Origin of the sequence: Pseudomonas sp. F8002 (assembly GCF_013385495.1) — a bacterium.
Classification (GTDB): domain Bacteria; phylum Pseudomonadota; class Gammaproteobacteria; order Pseudomonadales; family Pseudomonadaceae; genus Aquipseudomonas.
Genome location: NZ_JACAPW010000047.1, coordinates 1 through 21,076, shown reverse-complemented (window position 1 = coordinate 21,076; position 21,076 = coordinate 1). Strand labels below are relative to the sequence as shown.

Genomic DNA, 21,076 nt, shown 5'->3' with positions numbered 1-21,076 from the left:
TCTCGGAAATTTTGGGTCCAGGCCGCACAAACGGCCAAAGGCTGATCAAGATACACAGCAGGCCCAAACCACACAAGCCGCCGAAAGTAGGAGAAACCCGCGCCGCGCTGGCTTTATAGGCAGGTACAACCCTGACAGCAAAACGCCGGTCGCCAATTTTACGGCGACCGGCGCGGGGTATCTGCAAGCTATTGAGAACACGCCATAAATGTCAGCCGGTGTTGCGCAAACCAGCGGCAATACCGGCCACAGACACCAGCAGCGCCTGTTCCAGAGGGCTGTCCTGTGCCGCTTCCTGTTGCCGCGATCGGGCCAGCAATTCGGCCTGCAGCAGGTGCAACGGGTCCAGGTAGGTGTTGCGCAGGCGGATGAACTCAAGCGTATCGGGGCTGTGGGCCAGCAGCTGAGACTGGCCAGTCAGGCCAAGCACCACACTGCACGCCTGCGACAATAGGTCGCGTAAGTGCGCACCCAATGGCAGCAGATCGGGCTGCACCAATCGCTCGTCGTACAGCCGGGCGATGTCGGCGTCGGCTTTGGCCAGCACCATTTCCAGCATATCGATGCGGGTACGAAAGAACGGCCACTGCTCGCGCATCTGCCCCAGCAACTCGCCTTCGCCACGCTCCAGGGCATTGTTCAACGCCGCTTCCCAGCCGAGCCAGGCGGGCAGCATCAGGCGGGTCTGGGTCCAGCCGAAGATCCACGGGATCGCCCGCAGGCTTTCAATGCCACCAGCCCGGCGCTTGGCCGGGCGACTGCCCAGGGGCAAGCGACCCAGTTCCTGCTCCGGGGTGGACTGGCGGAAATACTCGACGAATTGCGGATTTTCCCGCACCACGGCGCGGTAAGCGCTGACACCGTCGGCGGCCAATTCGTCCATCAAGTGGCGCCAGGCCGGTTCGGGTGGTGGCGGTGGCAGCAAGGTCGCCTCCAGCACCGCCGCCAGGTACAGGTTGAGGTTTTGCTCGGCGATGTCCGGCAGGCCGAACTTGAAGCGGATCATCTCGCCCTGCTCAGTGGTGCGGAAACGCCCCGCCACCGACCCAGGAGGCTGCGACAGAATCGCCGCGTGAGCCGGGCCGCCGCCGCGGCCTACGGTGCCGCCACGACCGTGGAACAGCAGCAGTTCGACTTGTTGTTCGCGGCAGATTTCCACCAGCCGTTCCTGGGCCCGGTATTGCGCCCAGGCGGCGGCGGTAGTGCCCGCGTCCTTGGCCGAATCCGAGTAGCCGATCATTACTTCCTGCGGGCCTTGCAGACGGGCGCGATAACCCGGCAACAGCAGCAGTTTTTCGATCACCGGGCCTGCGTTGTCCAGGTCAGCCAGGGTCTCGAACAACGGCACCACACGCATCGGCCGTTGTACGCCGGACTCCTTGAGCAGCAGTTGCACGGCCAACACGTCCGACGCGGCGCCGGCCATGGAGATGACGTAGGAACCCAGGGACGCAGCCGGTGCGGCAGCGATTTCCTTACAGGTGTTCAGCACTTCGGCGGTGTCTGCCGAAGGCTTGAAGTAGCCCGGCAACAAGGGTCGACGGTTAGCCAGTTCCTTCATCAGGAAGCTGATGCGCGCCTCTTCGTCCCAATCCTCGTACCGGCCAAGGCCCAGGTAGTCGGTGATTTCGGTCATGGCCGCGCAGTGGCGGGTGGAGTCCTGGCGTACGTCGAGGCGCACCAGGAACAGCCCGAACGTGACCGCCCGACGCAGGCAATCCAGCAGCGGGCCGTCGGCAATCACGCCCATGCCGCAGGTGTGCAGCGACTCGTAGCACAGTTGCAAAGGCTCGAGCAGGTCGCGGTTATTTTGCAGCACGTCGGCAGGCGCCGGCGTGGTGGTCGTCAACGAGGTGTGGGCCCATTGGCGTGTGGCGCGCAGACGCTCACGCAATTGCTTGAGCAACGCCCGGTAAGGTTCGACGCTGTCACCCACCTTGGCCTGCAATGCCGGGCTGGCCTGTTGCATCGACAGTTCGGAGGCGAGGTGGTCGATGTCGCGCAGGTACAGGTCAGCCGCCATCCAGCGCGCCAGCAACAGCACTTCGCGGGTGACCGGGGCGGTGACGTTGGGGTTACCGTCGCGGTCGCCGCCCATCCAGGAAGCGAAGCGAATCGGCGCGGCCTCCAGAGGCAGGCGCAGGCCGGTGGCCGCGTGCAAGGCGTGATCGGCCTTGCGCAAATAATTCGGGATGGCGTGCCACAACGAATGCTCGATCACCGCAAAGCCCCACTTGGCTTCGTCTACCGGCGTGGGCCGGGTGCGGCGGATTTCTTCGGTGTGCCAGGCTTCGGCGATCAGGCGTTGCAAGCGATTGCGGATCTGCTCGCGCTCGGCGGTGGTGAGGTCGCGGTGATCCAGCAGGGCCAGTTGGGCGGCGATGGCGTCGTATTTCTGGATCAGGGTACGGCGGGCAACTTCGGTGGGGTGAGCGGTGAGCACCAGTTCGATTTCCAACCGACCCAACTGGCGCGCCAGGGATTCGCTGCTGTGGCCTTCACTCTGCAGGCGCGCCAGCAGTTCCGGCAGCACCCGCGACTCGAACGGCGCCGGGGTTGATTCATCACGGCGGTGGATCAACTGATACTGTTCGGCGATATTGGCCAGGTTGAGAAACTGGTTGAAGGCCCGCGCCACCGGCAGCAGTTCGTCTTCCTTGAGTTGATTGAGGCTGGCACTCAGCTCTTCGCCGGCCACCTGCTCCGAGGCTGCGCCACGGCGATCGGCCTTGGCGCCTTTACGGATCTGCTCGATCTTGTCGAGGAATTCATCGCCGTACTGTTCTCGAATCGTGTTGCCCAACAGTTCACCCAGCAGGTGAACATCCTCACGCAAACGTGCATCGATATCGCTCATCAGCCAATCTCCAGCAGAAAATCCGGGACGCTTTGATCTTCAAGAGTGCCGCCCACGGCGACGTCTTACAAGGAACTTTAAACCTTGTGAGTTGCAGCTAGTCTCAACAGTAAGCCGCAGCGTTATCCGCGCTGGCCGGCTGGTCACTCATCATCGCCCGCGTACCGTGGGCTCCATTGAGGTTGCCATGAAAATCCGAGAACTGGCCCAGCATTGGGAAGAAAACGCCAAGGGTCGCCTGACCAAAACCGAATACGCCATCCATCTGGACGTGGAAGCCGCCGCCAGGCTGGCGGCGATCTCCGAGATGTACCCCAAACGCCATACCGAAGAACTGCTCGGCGAGTTGATTGGCGCAGCCCTCGAAGAGCTGGAAGCGAGCTTTCCCTACATCAAGGGCAAGCACGTGATTGCCACCGATGAGGAAGGCGATCCGGTGTATGAGGATGTCGGCCCAACCCCACGTTTTCTCAACCTGTCACGGCGTTACCTGCACGATTTGTCAGCTCAGTCCGACAAGCAGAAACACTAGTAAACCTGCGCCTCAAAACCCTTGACCTCCCGTATTCAGGGCCTCCCACAGGCCCTGGATACCGCTGCGCCATGCAAAAGTTCCAACTTTTATACGCTGACCGTTCAGTCAAATATTTTTTTAGGCAAATCGCCATCTTCGCTGAACTATTCAAAAAAGCCTCCGGTCACAGCCAGTAAGCCATCACTTGGAACAGCCGTTTGAATAGGCGTCCTGAGCTAACCGCCGGGCCCCGCAGACACTGCAAGCCGGAGATGGATTTGATGTTTTTCAGGAGTTACCTAATGGAGTTGAAGACGATGAAGACCAGCACTGCCAAAACCTCGTTTAACCACCTGCGCGGGCTTAAATTGGCCGCGCTGGCAATCGGCACCAGCTTCGTACTGGCTGGCTGCGCCGGCAACCCGCCGACCGAGCAATACGCTGTTACCCAATCTGCGGTGAACAGCGCTGTCAGCGCCGGCGGTACCGAGTTCGCAGCCGTGGAGATGAAGTCTGCCCAGGACAAACTGAAGCAAGCTGAAATCGCCATGCACGACAAGAGCTACGACGAAGCCCGTCGCCTGGCCGAACAGTCCGAGTGGGACGCTCGCGTAGCAGAGCGTAAAGCCCAGGCTGCCAAGGCCGAACAGGCTGTGAAGGATTCCCAGAAAGCTGTTCAGGAGCTGCGTCAGGAAGGCATGCGCCCGGCTGTGATTCAGCCGCAACAATAAGCCGCCGCCCCTGATTGCATTGCACCCGAAACCGAATTGAAAGGACGACACGACTATGCGTAAACAATTGATGATCCCTGCCCTGCTGGCGATGAGCGTTGCTCTGGCGGCTTGCTCCACCCCGCCGAACCAGAACCTGGAAAACGCTCGGACCAACTTCTCGGCCCTGCAAGCCAACCCGCAAGCCACCAAAGTAGCGGCGCTGGAAACCAAAGACGCCAGCGACTGGCTGGACAAGGCTGACAAAGCCTACCGCGACAAGGAAGACCAGAAGAAGGTCGACCAGTTGGCCTACCTGACCAACCAGCGCGTTGAAGTGGCCAAAGACACCATCGTCCTGCGTGAGTCCGAAGCCAAGCTGAAAAACGCCGGTGACGAACGTGCCCGCGCCCTGCTGCAGGCCCGTGACGCGCAGATCAAGCAACTGCAAGACAGCTTGAACGCCAAGCAGACTGATCGCGGCACACTGGTGACCTTTGGTGACGTGCTGTTCGCCACCAACAAGTCGGACCTCAAGTCCAGCGGCCTGGTGAACATCACCAAGCTGGCGCAGTTCCTGCGCGATAACCCGGACCGTAAAGTGATCGTCGAAGGCTACACCGACAGCACCGGTTCCGACTCGTACAACCAGAGCCTGTCCGAGCGCCGCGCCGCTTCCGTACAGCGCGCACTGGCCAACCAGGGTGTGGATATCTCGCGCATCGTGACCCAGGGCTATGGCAAGGAATACCCGGTTGCCGATAACGGCAGCGTTTCGGGCCGCGCCATGAACCGCCGCGTTGAAGTGACCATCTCCAACGACAACCAGCCGGTCAAGCCACGTTCGTCGATGGCCAACTGATCGACTGATGCTCCATAAAGAACCCCGCCAATTGGCGGGGTTCTTTGTTTGGGGTAACCGTGAATCACCCCATATCCCCATCACACACTCAAAACTGAATCTGATTACCTTGGCCGTTGATGCCTTTTTGCTCGCTCTGCATCAGCCATTTCTTGAGCAACTCCCGAAGATCCTCTCCTCCTGCGCCCAGGGAGTCGACGGTGCCTTGGCCAGCCACTGGCTGGGGAGAATCTGAATTCTGGATGCCCCGAGTGCCAAAACTGCCACCTGAAGGACCCGATGGATAAGATGAATCATTCACACCTAGCATATAGATACACTCCACATTAAGTAACCGAATCAGCGACGCTGACCGGTTCGAAATCTGTGGTAGTCAACGCAGAATAGTTCCAGCGTTTCTTACACAATCTGTCTTACTGCTCCAATTGCGGCGTTTCCTGCCCCATGCAGCGCACTGCCTGCTTCTTGCTGTTGACCAGTACGCCGGTCAGCCCTTTCTGTTCGGTATCAAACAGCACCAGTACGCCATCAACGCATTGCGCCACCTGGGCGGCCGGGGTCAGGGAGATTTTGTAATCCTCGCCCGGCACGGTCTTGAGCATGGTGAAGTCGCTGAGCAGCAACGCATCCTCGGGCTTGGCGAAGTGCAAATAGCCGTAGTACCACAGGCAGCCAACAGTACCGATGATGGTGCCGATGCCGGTGAGGATCAGGGGGATCATGTTGCGTTCTTCGCTCATTGCGGGTTCTCTGCGTTGGAATTCGGGGCCGCCGGGTAATTGGGGATTTCCCCCAGGCGGCGCAGCCCGTTGAAATGCTGGGGGTCGTCCAGGTAGCGCAGCATCACGGTTTGCCAGGTCTTGTCGGCAAAGGTTTGCACGTGGCCACCCCGGGTCAGTTGCAGCACCCGCGGTGGCGGCGCAGCTTGATACAGGCGAATGCCGTTGGACAACGGCACGATCGGGTCATCCAGGCTGTGGAACAACAATTTCGGCACGCCGGTCAGTCGGGGCATGGCGTTGATCGCACTGTCGCCGTCCGGCACCAGCCACGACAACGGCACCTGGAACGGCCATGTTAGCCAGGAGGTGCTGAGGGCGAATTGTCCTACGTCACGATAACTGGCCGGCACACCGTCCAGTACCAGCGCTTTGAGCTGCGGCTGACGTTCGGGATGTTCCGCCAGGTAGTGCACCACTAGCGCGCCGCCCAGGCTTTGGCCCAGCACGATCAGTGGCTGGCCCTGGGTTTCGGGGGCGTTGTCGATCCACTTGAAAGCGGCGTCGATGTCCTGGTAAACCGCCGGCAGCGAAGGTTCGCCTTCGGACAACCCGTAGCCGCGATAGTCCACCAACAGCACTTGATAGCCCTGCTCCGGCAGCCACCAACTGCCGCCGAGGTGCCAGGCGAGATTGCCGCCATTGCCGTGCAGGTGCAGCACCGTGCCCTTGAGCGGCACGCCGGCCTTGGCCGGCAGCCACCAGGCGTGGAGCTTCAGGCCATCGGCGGTGGTCAATGTGACGTCACGGTATTGCAGGCGAGCCTTTTCCGGGGTGAACGGCATGCCGCGCTCCGGATAGAACAATAAGGAGCTGCAGCCGTTAAGGGTCAGTAGCAGGCAAAGAATGCCGAGGATTCTCATCCGTTGAAGCCTCGTGAATGGGTTGGGAACGATCCTGAAGACCTATGGAGATCAAAGGTGGGAGCGGGCTTGCTCGCGAATGCGGTGATTCAGTAACCACATCTGTTGCTGATACACCGCATTCGCGAGCAAGCCCGCTCCCACATTTTGACTGAGTTCCTTCAGAGATATCGTTAAAGGATATTCGAGTAATCCGCCTCGATCCGGTCCAGGCTCAAATGGTTGAGGAAGTTGGAGAAGCACATCCACGCCGCCAACGCATTCATGTCGCGAAACTGATCCGGCAGGTATTTGGGTGGCACCACCAGGCCTTCGTCCACCAGTTGGCGCAGGGTACGCATGTCTTCCAGGGTGGTCTTGCCGCAGAACAACAACGGCACTTGCTCCAGCTTGCCTTTGCGCACGGCCAACTGAATGTAGTTGTAAACCATGATAAAGCCCTTGAGGTAGGACAAATCCTTGGTAAACGGCAGACCCGTAGGCGTCGACCCACGGAAAACCCGGCTGGCGTTGCCGTAGCTTTCCGCCATCTCAAAGCCCTGCTCGCGGAAGAATTCGAACACCTGCAGGAAGTCGGCTCCCTGCTCCACCATATGAATGGCGCGAGTGCGGTTGGTCAGCTTGCGCAGGCGGCTGGGGTAGGAGGCGAAGGTGATGATTTCCATCAGGATCGCCAGGCCTTCCTGGGTCACGGTCGACGAGGGCGGACCTTTGGACAGGAAGGTGCAGATCGGCTGGTTCTGCCCATTGAGGGTGGTGCCCACGTGCACCAGGCCTTCATGGACCTCCAGGGCGCGCACGTCGCGGTCGTTGAACATCGCGTCGGCGCGGATCTTGATGTAGTCGGCACCTGCCGCCGCATCCGCCACGATACCGTCGGACTCGAACACCCGGATGGTTTCCTCGGCCTCGCCGAATACCTTGTTCAGGCGGCTCTGCAGCAGGTTGACGGCGTCCTTGGCGGTCAGGGTCTTGGCTTCGTCCTTGAGGTCGCCACGGCCATCGATATTGTTCAGGTAGTCCGACATCATCAGGCCGAGGTCGGCCAGGGTCGGGTCACCGGCATGGAACGCATCGGAAGCGGCGCCATACAGCTCCTGGGAGATCAGGCCGAAATCCTCGGTGCCCCGCGCTTCGAGCATGCGCACCACCATGCGGTACTCCTTGCACATGCGCCGCATGATCTGCCCGACCGGGTTGAACTGGCCAAGCTGGCGGGTGATGTCACGCTCGATGTTCTGGAACTCCAGCTTCACCGCGCTGGAATCGAACGACAGCGGCCGGGTCAGGTAGTAGTCGCGGTCCACCGCCGGCATTTCCTTACCCTTGGCCTTGAGGAATCCCTGGCGAATATTCTCGTCCCACTTCACGGCGTCGAGGACGCGAATCGGTGTTTGCGCCAGCACAATGCGATCGGACAAGGCGCGTATCGTCTGCTGGTAATCGTCCACCCGGTACTTCCTCTTTAAACGTTATTTGCCTGCACGCTGGTAGCGCACGGCTTCGACGAACACATCGGCATTGGCCGGATCATCCAGGTACGCAAATACCCGGGCCATGGAACTGTCGATCAACACACCGGCACCCTCGACGGTTTCGACGGTGCTGCCACTCAGGACCTTCTGGCCGACCGCCTGGTGGACCTGATCCAGATCGAGGTTGTAGACCACCAGCTCGTGCTCATCATTCAATTCGAACCCGGCGAGGATGTAATGCCCGCCGAACCTGGTCGGCAATGGCGCCGACAGATACCAGCGGCTGCCATGCCGGGAAACCGTGAACAGGTATTCATCCCGCTGGCCCGGCTTGGCCTTAGGGTAGCTCACGGCTTTGTAGCGGTGCTCACCGACGCGGCTGATTTGCAGGTTGAGCGGCTCACCCCAGGCGTTTTTGCTGGCCCATTTGCCAAGCAGACCATCAGGCGCCGCCTCGCTGGCGGGCAACGGGTCCTTGAAGGTCACCAGGCAACCGCTGAGCAACAGGAACGACAAGGCGATCACGACGACGCGCCAGGCTTTCATTGGACAATCCCCTGTGTCAGACCGAAGCCAACACCAAATGCATGTAACGCTTGAGGATCTCAAGCATTTCTTCGCTGGTCAGAGGCTCTGCGCCGCCCAGCAGGCCCTGATATTCCATCCGACCGATAATCGCCGTCAACACTTTGGCATCCTGTTGCGGCTCGCGGGAACCCAATACCTGGAAAAACTGGCAAGTGCCCTGCAGCAGGATTTGCTGGTGGGAGCGCACCAGCTCGGCCAGGCGCGGGTTCAGCAGCGCTTCCTGGCGAAACGCCTGCTCGGCCATCAGGTGCTCACGGCGGTTGAGCAATTGGCGTTGCACGTAATCGGCGGTCAGGCGCGCGATGTCATCGGCCAGTTGCGAGCGCGACTGCGGGCTGCCGTCGCCATAAGCCACCATCTCGCGCAGCAGGCCTTCGTTACGCACCCACAACTTGCCCATGAACGCGGCGCTGCGCTCCACATATTGGGCGAAGGTGTCGGTGAGCAGGTCGTCGATGTCCTTGAAGTAATAGGTGGTGGCCGACAACGGCACACCGGCTTCCGCCGCCACCGCACGGTGACGCACGGCACGCACGCCTTCGCGTACCACGATGCGCATCGCTGCATCGAGAATGTCCTGCCTGCGCTGCTCACTGCCCCGGCGACTGGCCTTGCGGCCCTGGTACTGAACACTTTCAGCCACGGCAGCGGCAATGCCGGCGGCACCCTTTTGAGCCATTACGCGGTTCACGACGGATCTTCCTCCACAGTGTGACGCGGAGCGTCACGGGCTGCGTTCCCACGCGGAGCGTGGGAACGATCACCTGGCGCTGTTTACTTGACGCTTATAAACGCCACATAAAAAAGCCGCCTTATAAAAGGCGGCTTCGGATTTCGCTACGGTTACGCTTGTGGCCGCATGTGCGGGAACAAGATCACGTCACGGATCGACGGCGAGTTGGTCAACAACATCACCAACCGGTCGATGCCGATACCTTCACCGGCGGTAGGCGGCATGCCGTATTCCAGGGCGCGTACGAAGTCGGCGTCGTAGTGCATCGCCTCGTCGTCGCCAGCGTCCTTGTCGGCCACCTGGGCCATGAAGCGCTCGGCCTGGTCTTCGGCATCGTTCAGCTCGGAGTAGGCGTTGGCGATTTCACGGCCGCCGATGAACAGCTCGAAACGGTCGGTGACGTTCGGGTTGTCATCGTTGCGACGGGCCAGCGGCGACACTTCGAACGGGTACTGGGTAATGAAGTGCGGCTGCTCCAGCTTGTGCTCCACCAGCTCTTCGAAAATCATCACCTGCAATTTGCCCAGGCCTTCGAAGCCCAGCACCTTGGCGCCGGCTTTCTTGGCGATGGCGCGGGCCTTGTCGATGTCGTTCAGGTCATCGGCGGTCAGCTCAGGGTTGTACTTGAGGATCGAATCGAACACCGACAGGCGCACGAACGGCTCGCCGAAGTGGAACACCTTGTCGCCGTACGGCACGTCGGTGGTGCCCAGGACCAGTTGCGCCAGTTCGCGGAACAGTTCCTCGGTCAGGTCCATGTTGTCTTCGTAGTCGGCGTAGGCCTGGTAGAACTCCAACATGGTGAATTCAGGGTTGTGACGGGTCGAAACGCCTTCGTTACGGAAGTTGCGGTTGATCTCGAACACTTTTTCGAAGCCGCCAACAACAAGCCGCTTGAGGTACAGCTCAGGCGCAATACGCAGGAACATTTCCATGTCCAGCGCGTTGTGGTGGGTTTCGAACGGCTTGGCTGCGGCACCACCCGGGATGGTTTGCAGCATCGGCGTTTCAACTTCGAGGAAGTCGCGCTTCATCAGGAAGCTGCGGATGTGCGCAATAACCTGCGAACGCACGCGGAAGGTCTGGCGCACTTCTTCGTTGACGATCAGGTCAACGTAGCGCTGGCGATAGCGCTGCTCGGTGTCGGTCAGGCCGTGGTGCTTGTCCGGCAGCGGGCGCAGGGATTTGGTCAGCAGGCGCACGCTGGTCATTTCAACGTACAGGTCACCCTTGCCGGAACGGGCCAGGGTGCCTTCGGCGGCAATGATGTCGCCCATGTCCCAGGTTTTCACCGAGGCCAGGGTTTCTTCGGACAGGGTTTTACGGTTGACGTAGACCTGGATGCGACCGGTCATGTCCTGGATCACCATGAACGAGCCACGGTTGAGCATGATGCGACCGGCAACCTTGACCGGGATTGCAGCCTCTGCCAGCTCTTCCTTGGTCTTGTCCGCGTACTGTTTCTGCAAGGCATCGCAGTAGTTTTCGCGGCGGAAGTCGTTCGGGAAGGCATTGCCCTTGGCGCGCTCGGCAGCAAGCTTTTCCTTGCGCAGGGCGATCAGGGAGTTTTCTTCCTGTTGCAGGGCTTGCGGGTCGAGTTGTTGGTCGCTCATGTCTTTAAATTTTCCATCAGGTTCGTTGTCCCCGGCCTGCGGCCGGGGATCGCCGGCAAGCCGGCTCCTACAAAGGAGTTACAGGCCAGATTTCAGGCTGGCTTCCAGGTATTCGTCGATATCACCGTCGAGCACCTTGTCGCAGTCGCTGCGTTCGATGTTGGTACGCAGATCCTTGATCCGCGACGCGTCGAGCACATACGAGCGGATCTGGTGACCCCAGCCGATATCCGACTTGGTGTCTTCCAGCGCCTGGGACGCGGCGTTGCGTTTCTGCATTTCCTGCTCGTACAACTTGGCCCGCAGCATTTTCATGGCGGTGTCCTTGTTCGCGTGCTGGGAACGTTCGTTCTGGCAGCTCACCACGGTATTGGTCGGTACGTGGGTAATACGTACGGCCGAGTCGGTGGTGTTTACGTGCTGGCCACCGGCACCGGAGGAGCGGTAGGTGTCGATCCGCAGGTCTGCCGGGTTGATCTCGATTTCCACCTTGTCGTCGATCTCTGGCGAGACGAAAACGGCGGAGAACGACGTGTGGCGACGGTTGCCGGAGTCGAACGGGCTCTTGCGCACCAGGCGGTGTACGCCGATCTCGGTCCGCAGCCAGCCAAAGGCGTATTCGCCCTTGATGTGCACGGTCGCGCCCTTGATGCCGGCGACTTCACCGGCCGACAGTTCCATGATGGTCGCGTCGAAACCGCGTTTGTCGGCCCAGCGCAGGTACATGCGCAACAGGATGTTGGCCCAGTCCTGTGCTTCGGTGCCGCCGGAACCGGCCTGGATGTCCAGGTAGGCGTTGTTCGGGTCCATTTCATGGCTGAACATGCGGCGGAATTCGAGTTTGGCGAGGTTTTCCTCGAGACGGGCCAGCTCGGCGACGACATCGCCCACTGCACCTTCGTCGTTTTCTTCGACGGCCATGTCCAGCAGGTCGCGGCAATCGCCCAGACCGGTGTTCAATTCGTCGAGGGTGTCGACGATCTGCGCCAGCGCAGCGCGCTCGCGGCCCAGTTCCTGGGCGTATTCAGGTTTGTTCCAGACAGCCGGATCTTCAAGCTCGCGATTGACTTCGGTCAGACGCTCATGCTTTTGATCGTAGTCAAAGATACCCCCGAATAGTTTCGGAGCGCTCGGACAGGTCCTTGATGGTGTTAAGGATCGGGTTGATTTCCATGGCGGGCAGCACTCGTTGGCGAACTTTTGAAAGCCGACGAGTATAACGACAAACGGGCGGGAACGGCAGCCCGCTTGGCCGAAAAGGCGGGGATATGCACCATCCAGACAGCGATGAAGATCAAATGTGGGAGCGGGCTTGCTCGCGAATGCGGTGGTTCAGTCGCCAGATGCATTGACTGACACACCGCATTCGCGAGCAAGCCCGCTCCCACATTAGGTCTGCGACATCCCACAGACCGTATTCCCTACTCGATCCCCACCTGATTGCGCCCATTGTGCTTGGCCAGGTACAGGCCCTTGTCCGCCGCCGAGATCAATTGCCGGCAATCGGTGCCCTGCACCGGGGTCATGGTCGCCAAGCCAATACTGATGGTCAGGCTCGCCCCTTCTGCCGGGGCAATGTGCGGGATTTTCAGGCTCGCCACCGCCTGGCGCAGTTTCTCGGCCACCAGCCGTGCCCCACCCGGCGAGGTATTGGGCAGCACCAGGGCAAACTCTTCACCGCCATAACGCGCCGGCAAATCCGAAGGACGGCTGCTGGCATCACGAATGGTCGCCGCCACCTTGCGCAACGCCTCGTCGCCTTCCAGGTGGCCGAAACTGTCGTTGTAGGTCTTGAAGAAGTCCACGTCGATCATCAGCAGCGACAGTTGGGTCTGGTCACGCATGGCGCGGCGCCATTCCAGTTCCAGGTATTCGTCGAAATGCCGGCGATTGGACAGCCCGGTCAGGCCGTCGGAGTTCATCAGCCGTTGCAGCACCAGGTTGGTGTCCAGCAACTGCTGTTGGCTGACCCGCAGCGCCCGGTAGGCCGCGTCCCGTTGCAACAGGGTCATGTAGGAGCGCGAGTGATAGCGGATGCGCGCCACCAGTTCGATGTTATCCGGCAGCTTGACCAGGTAATCGTTGGCCCCGGCGGCAAACGCCGCGCTCTTGATCAGCGGGTCTTCCTTGGTGGAAAGCACGATGATCGGGATGTTCTGCGTCGCCGGGTGATTGCGGTATTCGCGCACCAGGGTCAGGCCATCGAGCCCCGGCATCACCAGGTCCTGCAGGATCACCGTCGGCTTGATACGGATCGCCTGGGCAATGGCCTGGTGCGGATCGGCGCAAAAGTGGAAGTCGATATTGTCTTCATGGGCCAGGCCCCGGCGTACGGCCTCGCCGATCATCGCCTGGTCGTCGACGAGCAGCACCATGGCGGCGTTTTCGTCGGTCTTGAAGTCGTCGAGCTGCAAATCATTCATTTACGGTCACCTGAATTACTACCTGCAGGCCAGGACAGCGTGTGATATCGGTCATTTTGCGAATACCTCCAGCAATCGTGGCGCAATTCTGTCCAATGGGCGAATTTCAACAGCCGCGTCAATCGCCGCTGCCGCTTTGGGCATGCCGTAAACAGCACAGCTTTGCTGGTCCTGCGCGATGGTCAGGTAGCCTTGCTGACGCATCAACTTAAGTCCCTGGGCGCCATCACGCCCCATCCCCGTCAGCAGCACGCCAACGGCATCGCCATTCCAGTAGCTGGCGACGCTCTCGAAAAACACGTCGATGGACGGCCGATAAATCTCGTTCACCGGCTCTGCGGTGTAGGCCAGCGTTCCGTTCTTCAGCAGGCGAATGTGATGATTGGTGCCCGCCAGCAACACGACGCCGCTTTGGGGCGGCTCGCCTTCCCGGGCCAGGCGCACCGGCAGGCCCGAGGCACTGCTCAGCCATTCGGCCATGCCGGCGGCGAACACCTGGTCCACATGCTGCACCAGCACAATGGCCGGCGAGAAGTCCCGGGGCAAGCCCTTGAGCAGGGATTCCAGGGCAGCCGGGCCGCCTGCGGACGAACCGATGGCCACCAGGCTCTGGCGTTTGCCCGTGGCCCGCTGGGGCGCAGGCTCGGCCCGCACGCGGCTGCCACGCTGGCCAATCAGCCAGCCGATATTGAGGATCTTGCGCAACAGCGGTGCCGCGGCGTCCTTCGGATTGCCCACGCCCAGTGCAGGGGTGTCAACCACGTCCAGGGCGCCATGGCCCATGGCTTCGAATACACGGCTGACGTTGGCCTGGCGGTCGACGGTGACAATCAGGATCGCACAGGGCGTCTCGGCCATGATCTGCCGGGTGGCCTCCACACCGTCCATCACCGGCATGATCAGGTCCATCAGAATCAGGTCGGGCGTGAACTCGGCGCAACGCTGCACTGCTTCCAGGCCGTTGCCTGCAACCCACACCACTTCGTGGGCCGGTTCAAGGCTCAACGCCCGGCGCAAGGCCTCCACGGCCATGGGCATGTCATTGACGATCGCAATCCTCATGCCCGTGCTCCTCCAATCAGCTCCACCACCGCGTCCAACAGCGCGTCGTCATGGAAGCTGGCCTTGGCTAGATAATAGTCGGCGCCGGCGTCCAGTCCACGACGACGGTCTTCTTCCCGATCCTTGTAGGAAACAACCATCACCGGCAGGGATTGCAGGCGAGTATCACGGCGCAAGAGTGTGACCAATTCAATACCGTCCATGCGAGGCATATCAATGTCCGTGATCAGCAGGTCGAAGTCTTCGGAGCGCAGCGCGTTCCAGCCATCCATGCCATCGACTGCCACGGCCACTTCATAACCGCGATTAAGTAACAATTTGCGTTGCAGCTCACGCACGGTCAGCGAGTCATCCACCACCAGAATACGCTTGCGCGGTGCTTCGAGGGTTTGCTGGGTGCGTCGGGCGATGCGCTCCAGACGACCGGTATTCAGCAGTTTGTCCACCGATCGCAGCATGTCTTCGACGTCGACGATCAGCACCACCGAACCGTCATCGAGCAACGCTCCGGCGGAGATGTCCTGGACCTTGCCCAACCGGTCGTCCAGGGGCAATACCACCAGCGTGCGCTCGCCGATAAAACGCTCCACGGCAATCCCGTAGACCGCATCGCGCTCGCGGATCACCACGACCTTCAGGGTTTCCTGACTGCCCTGCCCCGGCGGGCGCTGCAGCAACTGGCTGGCGGCGACCAGGCCGACATGCCGGCCTTCGTGCCAGAAATGCTGGCGGCCTTCCAGTTGCACGATGTCGTCGGGCGCAAGATCGCACATGCGCTCGATGTGGGCCAGCGGGAAGGCGTAGGCCTCTTCGCCAACTTCCACCACCAGGCTGCGCACTACCGACAGGGTCAACGGCACTTCCAGGTGGAAGCGACTGCCCTGCCCCGCCGCCTGCTCCAGCACCACCGCGCCGCGCAACTGGCGCACCATATGCTGCACCGCATCCAGGCCGACCCCGCGCCCCGAGACCTCGGTGACCTTGTCCCGCAGGCTGAACCCCGGCAGGAACAGGAACGTGAGCAGTTCCTCTTCGCTCAGGCGCAGGGCGGTTTCCAGCGGCGACAAATGCCGGTCGACGATGGTGCCGCGCAGGCGCTCCAGGTCGACACCGTTACCGTCGTCGCTCAACTCCAGCACCAGCAAGCCGGCCTGGTGAGACGCCCGCAGGCGGATCAGGCCTTCAGCCGGTTTGCCCGCCAGCAGGCGTTGCTCGGGCATTTCAATGCCATGGTCAACAGCATTGCGCAGTAAATGGGTCAGCGGCGCTTCGAGCTTTTCCAGCACATCGCGGTCGACCTGGGTTTTCTCGCCTTCGATTTCCAGGCGCACCTGTTTACCGAGGCTGCGGCCCAGGTCACGCACCATGCGCACCTGCCCGGCCAGCACGTCGGCAAACGGCCGCATGCGGCACGCCAGCGCCGTGTCGTACAAGACTTGGGCGCGTTGCCCGGCCTGCCAGCCGAACTCGTCGATTTCGGCGGTTTTTTCCGCGAGCAGCGCCTGGGCTTCGCTCAACAGGCGGCGGGTATCAGCCAGGGCTTCCTGGGCTTCCAGGCTCAGGTCGACGGTCTTGAGGTGGCCGTCGAGGTTCTCCAGGGCGCGGGCGCTGTTGCTCTGGATGCGCTTGAGGCGTTGCAAGCTGGCGAGGTAAGGCTTGAGCCGCTGGGTTTCCACCAGGGACTTGCTGGACAGGTCCAACAGGCTGTTCAAACGTTCGGCGGTCACCCGCAACACCCGCTCGCCGCCTTCGGTCATGCGTTTGTTCTGGCGTGGCAGTTCGGCACTGACCGGCGGCGCGGCCTCGGGCTCCGGCGGCAGGGTCAGCAGCGCTTCCATCGACAATTCAGGTTCTGGCGCGGGTGTGGGCGGCGGTGCAGGCTTTGGCGCAGCGGGCGGCGCGACTTTCTGCGACGGATCGAGCAACCGCTCCATCAATGCCACATAGGACTCGATGTCCGCCGGGCCCACGGTGTTGCCCGGCGTGGCAATGCGCATCAGCAAATCGGTGCCTTGCAGCAGTGCGTCGATATGTTCCGGCAGCAGGTACAAGCGGCTTTCCTGGGCGCTGACCAGGCAATCTTCCATCACGTGGGCCACGCTGACCCCCGCGTCCACCCCGACAATCCGCGCCGCGCCCTTCAGGGAATGGGCGGCGCGCATGCAGGCTTCGAGCTGGTCGGCCTGGGTCGGGTTGCGCTCCAGGGCCAGCAGGCCGGCGCTGAGCACCTGGGTCTGGGCGTCGGCTTCCAGGCTGAACAGCTCCAGCAGCGAGGCATCGCGCATCTGGTCGGGGGTCATGTGAGGCTCCGGGTCACGGCAGACAACAATTGCGCCTCGTCCAGCCAGCGCAGGCTGCGGCCTTTCCACTGCAACACCCCTTGGGTATAGCGGGCGCTGGCCTGGGTGCCGGAGGCAGACGCCGCGTTCAAGGTGCGTTCATCAATGGCATGGATACCGTCCACTTCGTCCACCGGCACCACCACGGGGCCGTCCTGCGCCGCGATGATCAGCATGCGCGGCATGATTCGTGCGCCACTGGGGCCGCTGCCGGTGCTGTCCAGCCCCAGCAATTCCACCAGTGACAGGCACGCCACCAGTGCGCCACGCACATTGGCCACGCCCAGCAAGGCGCGGGAACGCTGATGGGGCAAGGAATGGATCGGCTGCAACGGCGCCACTTCCACCAGGCAGCGAGTGGCGATGCCCAGCCATTCTTCGCCGAGGCGGAACATCAGCAGCGAACGGGTGAGGACATCACCCTCGACTTCCGGCGTCGCGACGGCGCGGTGATCGTCCTGCTGCAAGGCATAACGGTCGAGCAGGCGCGTGGCGGCGGCGGAATACACCGAGCAATTGCGACAGTGAATGTGCTCGGCCAGCAACGGGCAGGACTTGTCACCGTGGATGCCGATGCGGTTCCAGCAGTCATCGATGGCCTGGGTATCGGCCAGGGTCAGGTTCAGCTCGGGATCCAGGGTCATGATTTACGCTCACTGTCAGCTCGCTCGCTGCGCGCGGCACGAGCCTGCAAACGCCGGGCGCCGGCGACATCGCCCTGGGACTCGAGCAACGCGGCCAGGTGCATCAAGGCCTGCGGGTGCTGGGGTTCCAGGTACAAGGCTTTTCTGTAATAACCCTGGGCTTCCAGGGCGCTGCCGGCCACATCGCTGAGCAGGCCCAGCCAATAAAACACCTGGGCCGCCGGCGGATGGCTCTGCAAATAACGCTCGCAGGCAGCACGGGCTTCCAGGCTCTTGCCTTCATTGGCCAGGGTCGCAATCTGACTGAGCAGATCGGCGGCGTCCGACTGCGGGGGCGGCGGCTTGATCGGTACCACTTGGGCACTGACGGTGCTGAACGGCCGGGGCCTGGTCGGGATAGGCGCGGCACTGCGCTGAGGAATCGGCGCGGGCATCGGCACAAATACCGGTTCAGGCGCGGGCTCCGCATGCCGGCTGAAGGCAAACGACTGCGGCACGCCAATCGAACGCATGCCCAGGCGCCCCAGCAGGCTGCCTTCGGCAGGCCCGATAAACAGCACGCCGTCGACGTGGGTCAGGCCCTTGAGCACTTCAAACACCTGCTTCTGGGTCGGCTGGTCGAAGTAGATCAGCAGGTTGCGGCAGAATACAAAATCGTAGGTGGGCTCGTTGGCCAGCAGCGCGGGGTCCAGCAGGTTGCCCACCTGCAGGCGCACTTGTTCGCGTACCCGGTCGGCAATCCGGTAGCCGTCGGTTTGCTCGGTAAAGTGGCGATCGCGGAACTCGAGGTCCTGGCCGCGAAACGAATTCTTGCCGTACACCCCACGGCGGGCGCGCTCCACCGACAGCGGGCTGACGTCCATGCCCTGCACCTTGAACTGATGCGGCGCCAGCCCGGCGTCGAGCAAGGCCATGGCAATCGAATAGGGTTCTTCGCCGGTGGAACACGGCAGGCTGAGGATCCGCAGGGCGCGCATCTGCTTGATTTCGGCCAGGCGGGCGACCGCCAGCCGGCCCAGGGTGGCGAAGGATTCGGGGTAACGGAAAAACCAGGTTTCGGGGACGATCACCGCTTCGATCAGCGCTTGCTGTTCGTCGGTGGAGGCCTGCAATTGCTGCCAGTATTGATCGGCGGTCTGCGCGCTGAGCGCCATGCTGCGCTGGCGTACGGCACGCTCGATGATCGCTTCGCCCACCGAGGCAACGTCCAGGCCAATGCGCTCCTTAAGGAAGTCGAAGAAGCGTTGATCACTGCTCATCAACCCTCCTCGCCCGCGGCAAACAGCAGCGCCTGCACGTCAGCCGTCAGCAGGTCCGCCACGCCGATCCACTGCATCAAGCCACGCTCGTCTTCGCGCACCGGGCCCAGGTAACGTGCCTGGCGGTTGTCCAGGCCGTAGGGCTGGAACTGTGCCGGGTCACAGCGCAGGGTATCGGTGGCCTGTTCGAGGATCAGCCCCAGCCAGCGTGCCGGAACCAGTGCATCCGGCTGATAATTGACCAACACCAGGCGCGTGCTGGTGCGGGCCTGGGCCGGCGTACCGAAGGTCAAGGCACTGAGATCGATCACCGGCACCATTGCCCCGCGATGGGCAAAGATCCCGGCGACCCACGCAGGCGCATGGGCAATGGGCTTGAGCGGCAGGCGCGGCAGCACCTCGGCCACTTCCGTGGCCTTGAGGGCATACCGTTCATTACCGATGTGAAACACCAGGAACAGTGCTTTCTTCACTGCCGCAACGGCACCGCGTTTAGCCGCGAGGTCGTTCATCAGACTTTAAAACGCGACACGCCGCTGCGCAGGCCGACGGCGACCTGGCTCAGCTCGTCGATGGCAAAGCTGGCCTGACGCAGGGACTCCACGGTCTGGCTGCTGGCATCGCCCAACTGCACCAGCGCATGGTTGATCTGCTCGGCGCCGGTGGCCTGGGCCTGCATGCCTTCGTTGACCATCAACACCCGTGGCGCCAGGGCCTGCACCTGATGGATGATCTGCGACAGCTGCTCGCCCACCTGCTGCACCTCGAACATGCCACGGCGCACTTCTTCAGAGAACTTGTCCATGCCCATCACCCCGGCCGACACCGCCGACTGGATCTCGCGCACCATCTGCTCGATGTCGTAGGTGGCCACGGCGGTCTGGTCGGCCAGGCGCCGCACTTCGGTGGCTACCACGGCAAACCCGCGACCGTACTCACCGGCCTTCTCGGCCTCGATGGCAGCGTTGAGGGACAACAGGTTGGTCTGGTCAGCGACCTTGACGATGGTCACCACCACCTGGTTGATGTTGCCGGCCTTCTCATTGAGGATCGCCAGCTTGGCGTTCACCAGGTCAGCTGCGCCCATCACCGAGTGCATGGTTTCTTCCATGCGCGCCAGGCCTTGCTGGCCGGAACCGGCGGCCACCGAGGCCTGGTCGGCGGCGGTGGAGACTTCGGTCATGGTACGGACCAAGTCCTTGGAAGTAGCAGCGATCTCCCGCGAAGTAGCGCCGATCTCGGTGGTCGTCGCGGCGGTTTCAGTGGCCGTGGCCTGTTGTTGCTTGGAAGTCGCGGCAATCTCGGTGACCGAGGTAGTGACCTGTACCGAAGAGCGCTGTGCCTGGGACACCAGGGCGGTGAGCTCGGTCATCATGTCGTTGAAGCCGGTCTCTACTGCGCCGAATTCGTCCTTGCGTTCGAGGTTCAGGCGTTTGCTCAAGTCGCCGGTGCGCATGGTTTCGAGGATGTCGACGATGCGTTTCATCGGCGCCATGATCGCGCGCATCAGCAGCAGGCCGCAGAGGCCAGCGGCGAGGATCGCAAGGATCAGCGAGACGCCCATGCTGATTTTTGCAGCGGACACGGCGTCGTCGATAGCGTTGGTGGCGCGGTCCGCGACGTTTTTGTTTTCGGTGATGATGTCGTTGAGCTTCATGCGGCCTGCGGTCCAGGTCGGGGTCAGCTCTTCGTCGAACACTTTGCGGGCGGCGGCGACGTCATTGCGTTGCAGGTTTTCAGTGACTGCGGCCAAAGCCTTGTTGTAGGCCTGGTGCAGGGCTTCGAACTTATCGAACTCGGCCTGATCTTCAGCGCCGTTGATAGTTGCCTTGTAATTGGCCATTTGCGTGATGATGCGCGCTTCGAAGGACTTGTAGTCGGCCTTGTCGGCTTCGGTGAGTGTCTTGTCTTTGCGCAGGCCGATGATGTCGAGGGTGTCGAGGTAGCTGTCGACCCATGCGCTGCGGATCATGGAGCTTAGGTAGACCCCGGGGACTGCGTCATCGCGGACTGACTCTTCGCCGGCCTCGATCTTCAACAGGCGTGAATACGAGACCACTACCATCAGCAGCATGATCGCGATGATGACCGCAAAGCTCGCCAAAATCCGTTGGCGCAAGGTCCAGTTCTTCACAGTAATTCCTCGAGGGCCATTCAAATGGAGAGGAGTATAGCTGAGCGGATGCCATCATTAATCAACGGGTTGTGGGATCTGGGTCACGCGCGGGGGAGGAAAGTTTTCTTGGGGGGGCATATCCGTTGCTGCGGTAACGGCTGCTATTGGTTCCGCTCTTACAGCGGCTCACTTTTGAAAAGCGCAAAAGTAAGCAAAACGCTCTTGCCCCACCACTCGGC

General features: G+C 61.7%; 18 protein-coding genes. 3 read left to right on the top strand and 15 right to left on the bottom strand.

The genetic code is table 11. The features are described 5' to 3' along the window. Nucleotides 1–211: 211 nt before the first annotated feature. Nucleotides 212–2,857 carry a phosphoenolpyruvate carboxylase gene (gene ppc, locus HX811_RS30035; protein ID WP_177048582.1) on the bottom strand — a complete coding sequence of 882 codons (2,646 nt, stop codon included), beginning with the start codon at nucleotides 2,855–2,857 and terminating at the stop codon, nucleotides 212–214. A 187-nt stretch (nucleotides 2,858–3,044) separates the two neighbouring features. Between ppc and HX811_RS30030 the strand changes: the two genes are divergently transcribed. The 3 genes from HX811_RS30030 to HX811_RS30020 all read left to right on the top strand — a co-directional run bounded on the left by HX811_RS30030 (nucleotide 3,045) and on the right by HX811_RS30020 (nucleotide 4,943). Next, entirely contained in the window at nucleotides 3,045–3,389 is a 345-nt protein-coding gene (locus HX811_RS30030; RefSeq protein WP_177048580.1) for a pilin assembly protein, read from the top strand. A gap of 284 nt (nucleotides 3,390–3,673) precedes the next feature. Continuing rightward, nucleotides 3,674–4,102 carry a DUF4398 domain-containing protein gene (locus tag HX811_RS30025; RefSeq protein WP_177048578.1) on the top strand — a complete coding sequence of 143 codons (429 nt, stop codon included), beginning with the start codon at nucleotides 3,674–3,676 and terminating at the stop codon, nucleotides 4,100–4,102. A gap of 55 nt (nucleotides 4,103–4,157) precedes the next feature. Next, nucleotides 4,158–4,943, top strand: coding sequence for an OmpA family protein (locus HX811_RS30020; RefSeq protein ID WP_003219227.1), 786 nt, complete (start codon nucleotides 4,158–4,160; stop codon nucleotides 4,941–4,943). Nucleotides 4,944–5,356: 413 nt separating this feature from the next. On the opposite strand, the gene HX811_RS30015 is transcribed toward HX811_RS30020, so the two are convergent. The 14 genes from HX811_RS30015 to HX811_RS29950 all read right to left on the bottom strand — a co-directional run bounded on the left by HX811_RS30015 (nucleotide 5,357) and on the right by HX811_RS29950 (nucleotide 20,855). Then, nucleotides 5,357–5,683, bottom strand: coding sequence for a hypothetical protein (locus tag HX811_RS30015; protein ID WP_003219233.1), 327 nt, complete (start codon nucleotides 5,681–5,683; stop codon nucleotides 5,357–5,359). Further along, the gene (locus HX811_RS30010; RefSeq protein WP_032898691.1) at nucleotides 5,680–6,585 is read right to left on the bottom strand and encodes an alpha/beta hydrolase; all 906 of its coding nucleotides are present in this window, start codon (nucleotides 6,583–6,585) and stop codon (nucleotides 5,680–5,682) included. Before HX811_RS30010 ends, HX811_RS30015 begins: the two co-directional genes overlap by 4 nt. A gap of 173 nt (nucleotides 6,586–6,758) precedes the next feature. Beyond that, on the bottom strand, nucleotides 6,759–8,036 hold the full coding sequence (locus HX811_RS30005) for a flavohemoglobin expression-modulating QEGLA motif protein (protein WP_003219237.1): 1,278 nt from the start codon (nucleotides 8,034–8,036) through the stop codon (nucleotides 6,759–6,761). Nucleotides 8,037–8,057: 21 nt separating this feature from the next. Further along, nucleotides 8,058–8,606: a hypothetical protein gene (locus tag HX811_RS30000; protein ID WP_177048576.1), complete on the bottom strand. Its 549-nt coding sequence runs from the start codon at nucleotides 8,604–8,606 to the stop codon at nucleotides 8,058–8,060. Nucleotides 8,607–8,622: 16 nt separating this feature from the next. Then, on the bottom strand, nucleotides 8,623–9,339 hold the full coding sequence (locus HX811_RS29995; RefSeq protein WP_023659125.1) for a TetR/AcrR family transcriptional regulator: 717 nt from the start codon (nucleotides 9,337–9,339) through the stop codon (nucleotides 8,623–8,625). A 152-nt stretch (nucleotides 9,340–9,491) separates the two neighbouring features. Then, nucleotides 9,492–10,994, bottom strand: coding sequence for a lysine--tRNA ligase (gene lysS, locus HX811_RS29990; RefSeq protein WP_003219243.1), 1,503 nt, complete (start codon nucleotides 10,992–10,994; stop codon nucleotides 9,492–9,494). Nucleotides 10,995–11,072: 78 nt separating this feature from the next. Continuing rightward, a protein-coding gene (gene prfB, locus HX811_RS29985; protein ID WP_096236834.1) for a peptide chain release factor 2 occupies nucleotides 11,073–12,168 on the bottom strand; the annotation gives its coding sequence in 2 pieces (ribosomal slippage) (nucleotides 11,073–12,095 and nucleotides 12,097–12,168; 1,095 coding nt in all). A gap of 247 nt (nucleotides 12,169–12,415) precedes the next feature. Further along, complete coding sequence (locus tag HX811_RS29980) at nucleotides 12,416–13,417, bottom strand: diguanylate cyclase (protein ID WP_003219248.1); 1,002 nt, start codon at nucleotides 13,415–13,417, stop codon at nucleotides 12,416–12,418. Nucleotides 13,418–13,468: 51 nt separating this feature from the next. After that, a complete protein-coding gene (locus tag HX811_RS29975) occupies nucleotides 13,469–14,479 on the bottom strand; it encodes a chemotaxis response regulator protein-glutamate methylesterase (RefSeq protein WP_003219250.1) in 1,011 nt (336 codons plus the stop codon). Further along, nucleotides 14,476–16,779, bottom strand: coding sequence for a hybrid sensor histidine kinase/response regulator (locus HX811_RS29970; RefSeq protein ID WP_177048574.1), 2,304 nt, complete (start codon nucleotides 16,777–16,779; stop codon nucleotides 14,476–14,478). The genes HX811_RS29975 and HX811_RS29970 overlap by 4 nt, the downstream gene beginning before the upstream one ends. Continuing rightward, a complete protein-coding gene (locus tag HX811_RS29965) occupies nucleotides 16,776–17,462 on the bottom strand; it encodes a chemotaxis protein CheW (protein ID WP_177048572.1) in 687 nt (228 codons plus the stop codon). Before HX811_RS29965 ends, HX811_RS29970 begins: the two co-directional genes overlap by 4 nt. Beyond that, nucleotides 17,459–18,721, bottom strand: coding sequence for a protein-glutamate O-methyltransferase CheR (locus tag HX811_RS29960; RefSeq protein ID WP_177048570.1), 1,263 nt, complete (start codon nucleotides 18,719–18,721; stop codon nucleotides 17,459–17,461). Before HX811_RS29960 ends, HX811_RS29965 begins: the two co-directional genes overlap by 4 nt. Then, nucleotides 18,721–19,233 carry a chemotaxis protein CheW gene (locus HX811_RS29955; protein ID WP_177048568.1) on the bottom strand — a complete coding sequence of 171 codons (513 nt, stop codon included), beginning with the start codon at nucleotides 19,231–19,233 and terminating at the stop codon, nucleotides 18,721–18,723. Before HX811_RS29955 ends, HX811_RS29960 begins: the two co-directional genes overlap by 1 nt. Then, the gene (locus HX811_RS29950) at nucleotides 19,233–20,855 is read right to left on the bottom strand and encodes a methyl-accepting chemotaxis protein (RefSeq protein WP_003219261.1); all 1,623 of its coding nucleotides are present in this window, start codon (nucleotides 20,853–20,855) and stop codon (nucleotides 19,233–19,235) included. Before HX811_RS29950 ends, HX811_RS29955 begins: the two co-directional genes overlap by 1 nt. Between the last annotated feature and the right edge of the window lie 221 nt (nucleotides 20,856–21,076).

Bases quoted from the DNA above. Each gene is read 5' to 3' on its own strand.
- HX811_RS29975 (WP_003219250.1), bottom strand. From the start codon at position 14,479: ATGAGGATTGCGATCGTCAATGACATGCCCATGGCCGTGGAGGCCTTG.
- HX811_RS30010 (WP_032898691.1), bottom strand. From the start codon at position 6,585: ATGAGAATCCTCGGCATTCTTTGCCTGCTACTGACCCTTAACGGCTGC.
- ppc (WP_177048582.1), bottom strand. From the start codon at position 2,857: ATGAGCGATATCGATGCACGTTTGCGTGAGGATGTTCACCTGCTGGGT.
- HX811_RS29965 (WP_177048572.1), bottom strand. From the start codon at position 17,462: ATGACCCTGGATCCCGAGCTGAACCTGACCCTGGCCGATACCCAGGCC.
- HX811_RS30020 (WP_003219227.1), top strand. From the start codon at position 4,158: ATGCGTAAACAATTGATGATCCCTGCCCTGCTGGCGATGAGCGTTGCT.
- HX811_RS30025 (WP_177048578.1), top strand. From the start codon at position 3,674: ATGGAGTTGAAGACGATGAAGACCAGCACTGCCAAAACCTCGTTTAAC.
- HX811_RS29980 (WP_003219248.1), bottom strand. From the start codon at position 13,417: ATGAATGATTTGCAGCTCGACGACTTCAAGACCGACGAAAACGCCGCC.
- HX811_RS30000 (WP_177048576.1), bottom strand. From the start codon at position 8,606: ATGAAAGCCTGGCGCGTCGTCGTGATCGCCTTGTCGTTCCTGTTGCTC.
- HX811_RS30015 (WP_003219233.1), bottom strand. From the start codon at position 5,683: ATGAGCGAAGAACGCAACATGATCCCCCTGATCCTCACCGGCATCGGC.
- lysS (WP_003219243.1), bottom strand. From the start codon at position 10,994: ATGAGCGACCAACAACTCGACCCGCAAGCCCTGCAACAGGAAGAAAAC.
- HX811_RS29960 (WP_177048570.1), bottom strand. From the start codon at position 18,721: ATGAGCAGTGATCAACGCTTCTTCGACTTCCTTAAGGAGCGCATTGGC.
- HX811_RS30030 (WP_177048580.1), top strand. From the start codon at position 3,045: ATGAAAATCCGAGAACTGGCCCAGCATTGGGAAGAAAACGCCAAGGGT.
- HX811_RS29955 (WP_177048568.1), bottom strand. From the start codon at position 19,233: ATGAACGACCTCGCGGCTAAACGCGGTGCCGTTGCGGCAGTGAAGAAA.
- HX811_RS29970 (WP_177048574.1), bottom strand. From the start codon at position 16,779: ATGACCCCCGACCAGATGCGCGATGCCTCGCTGCTGGAGCTGTTCAGC.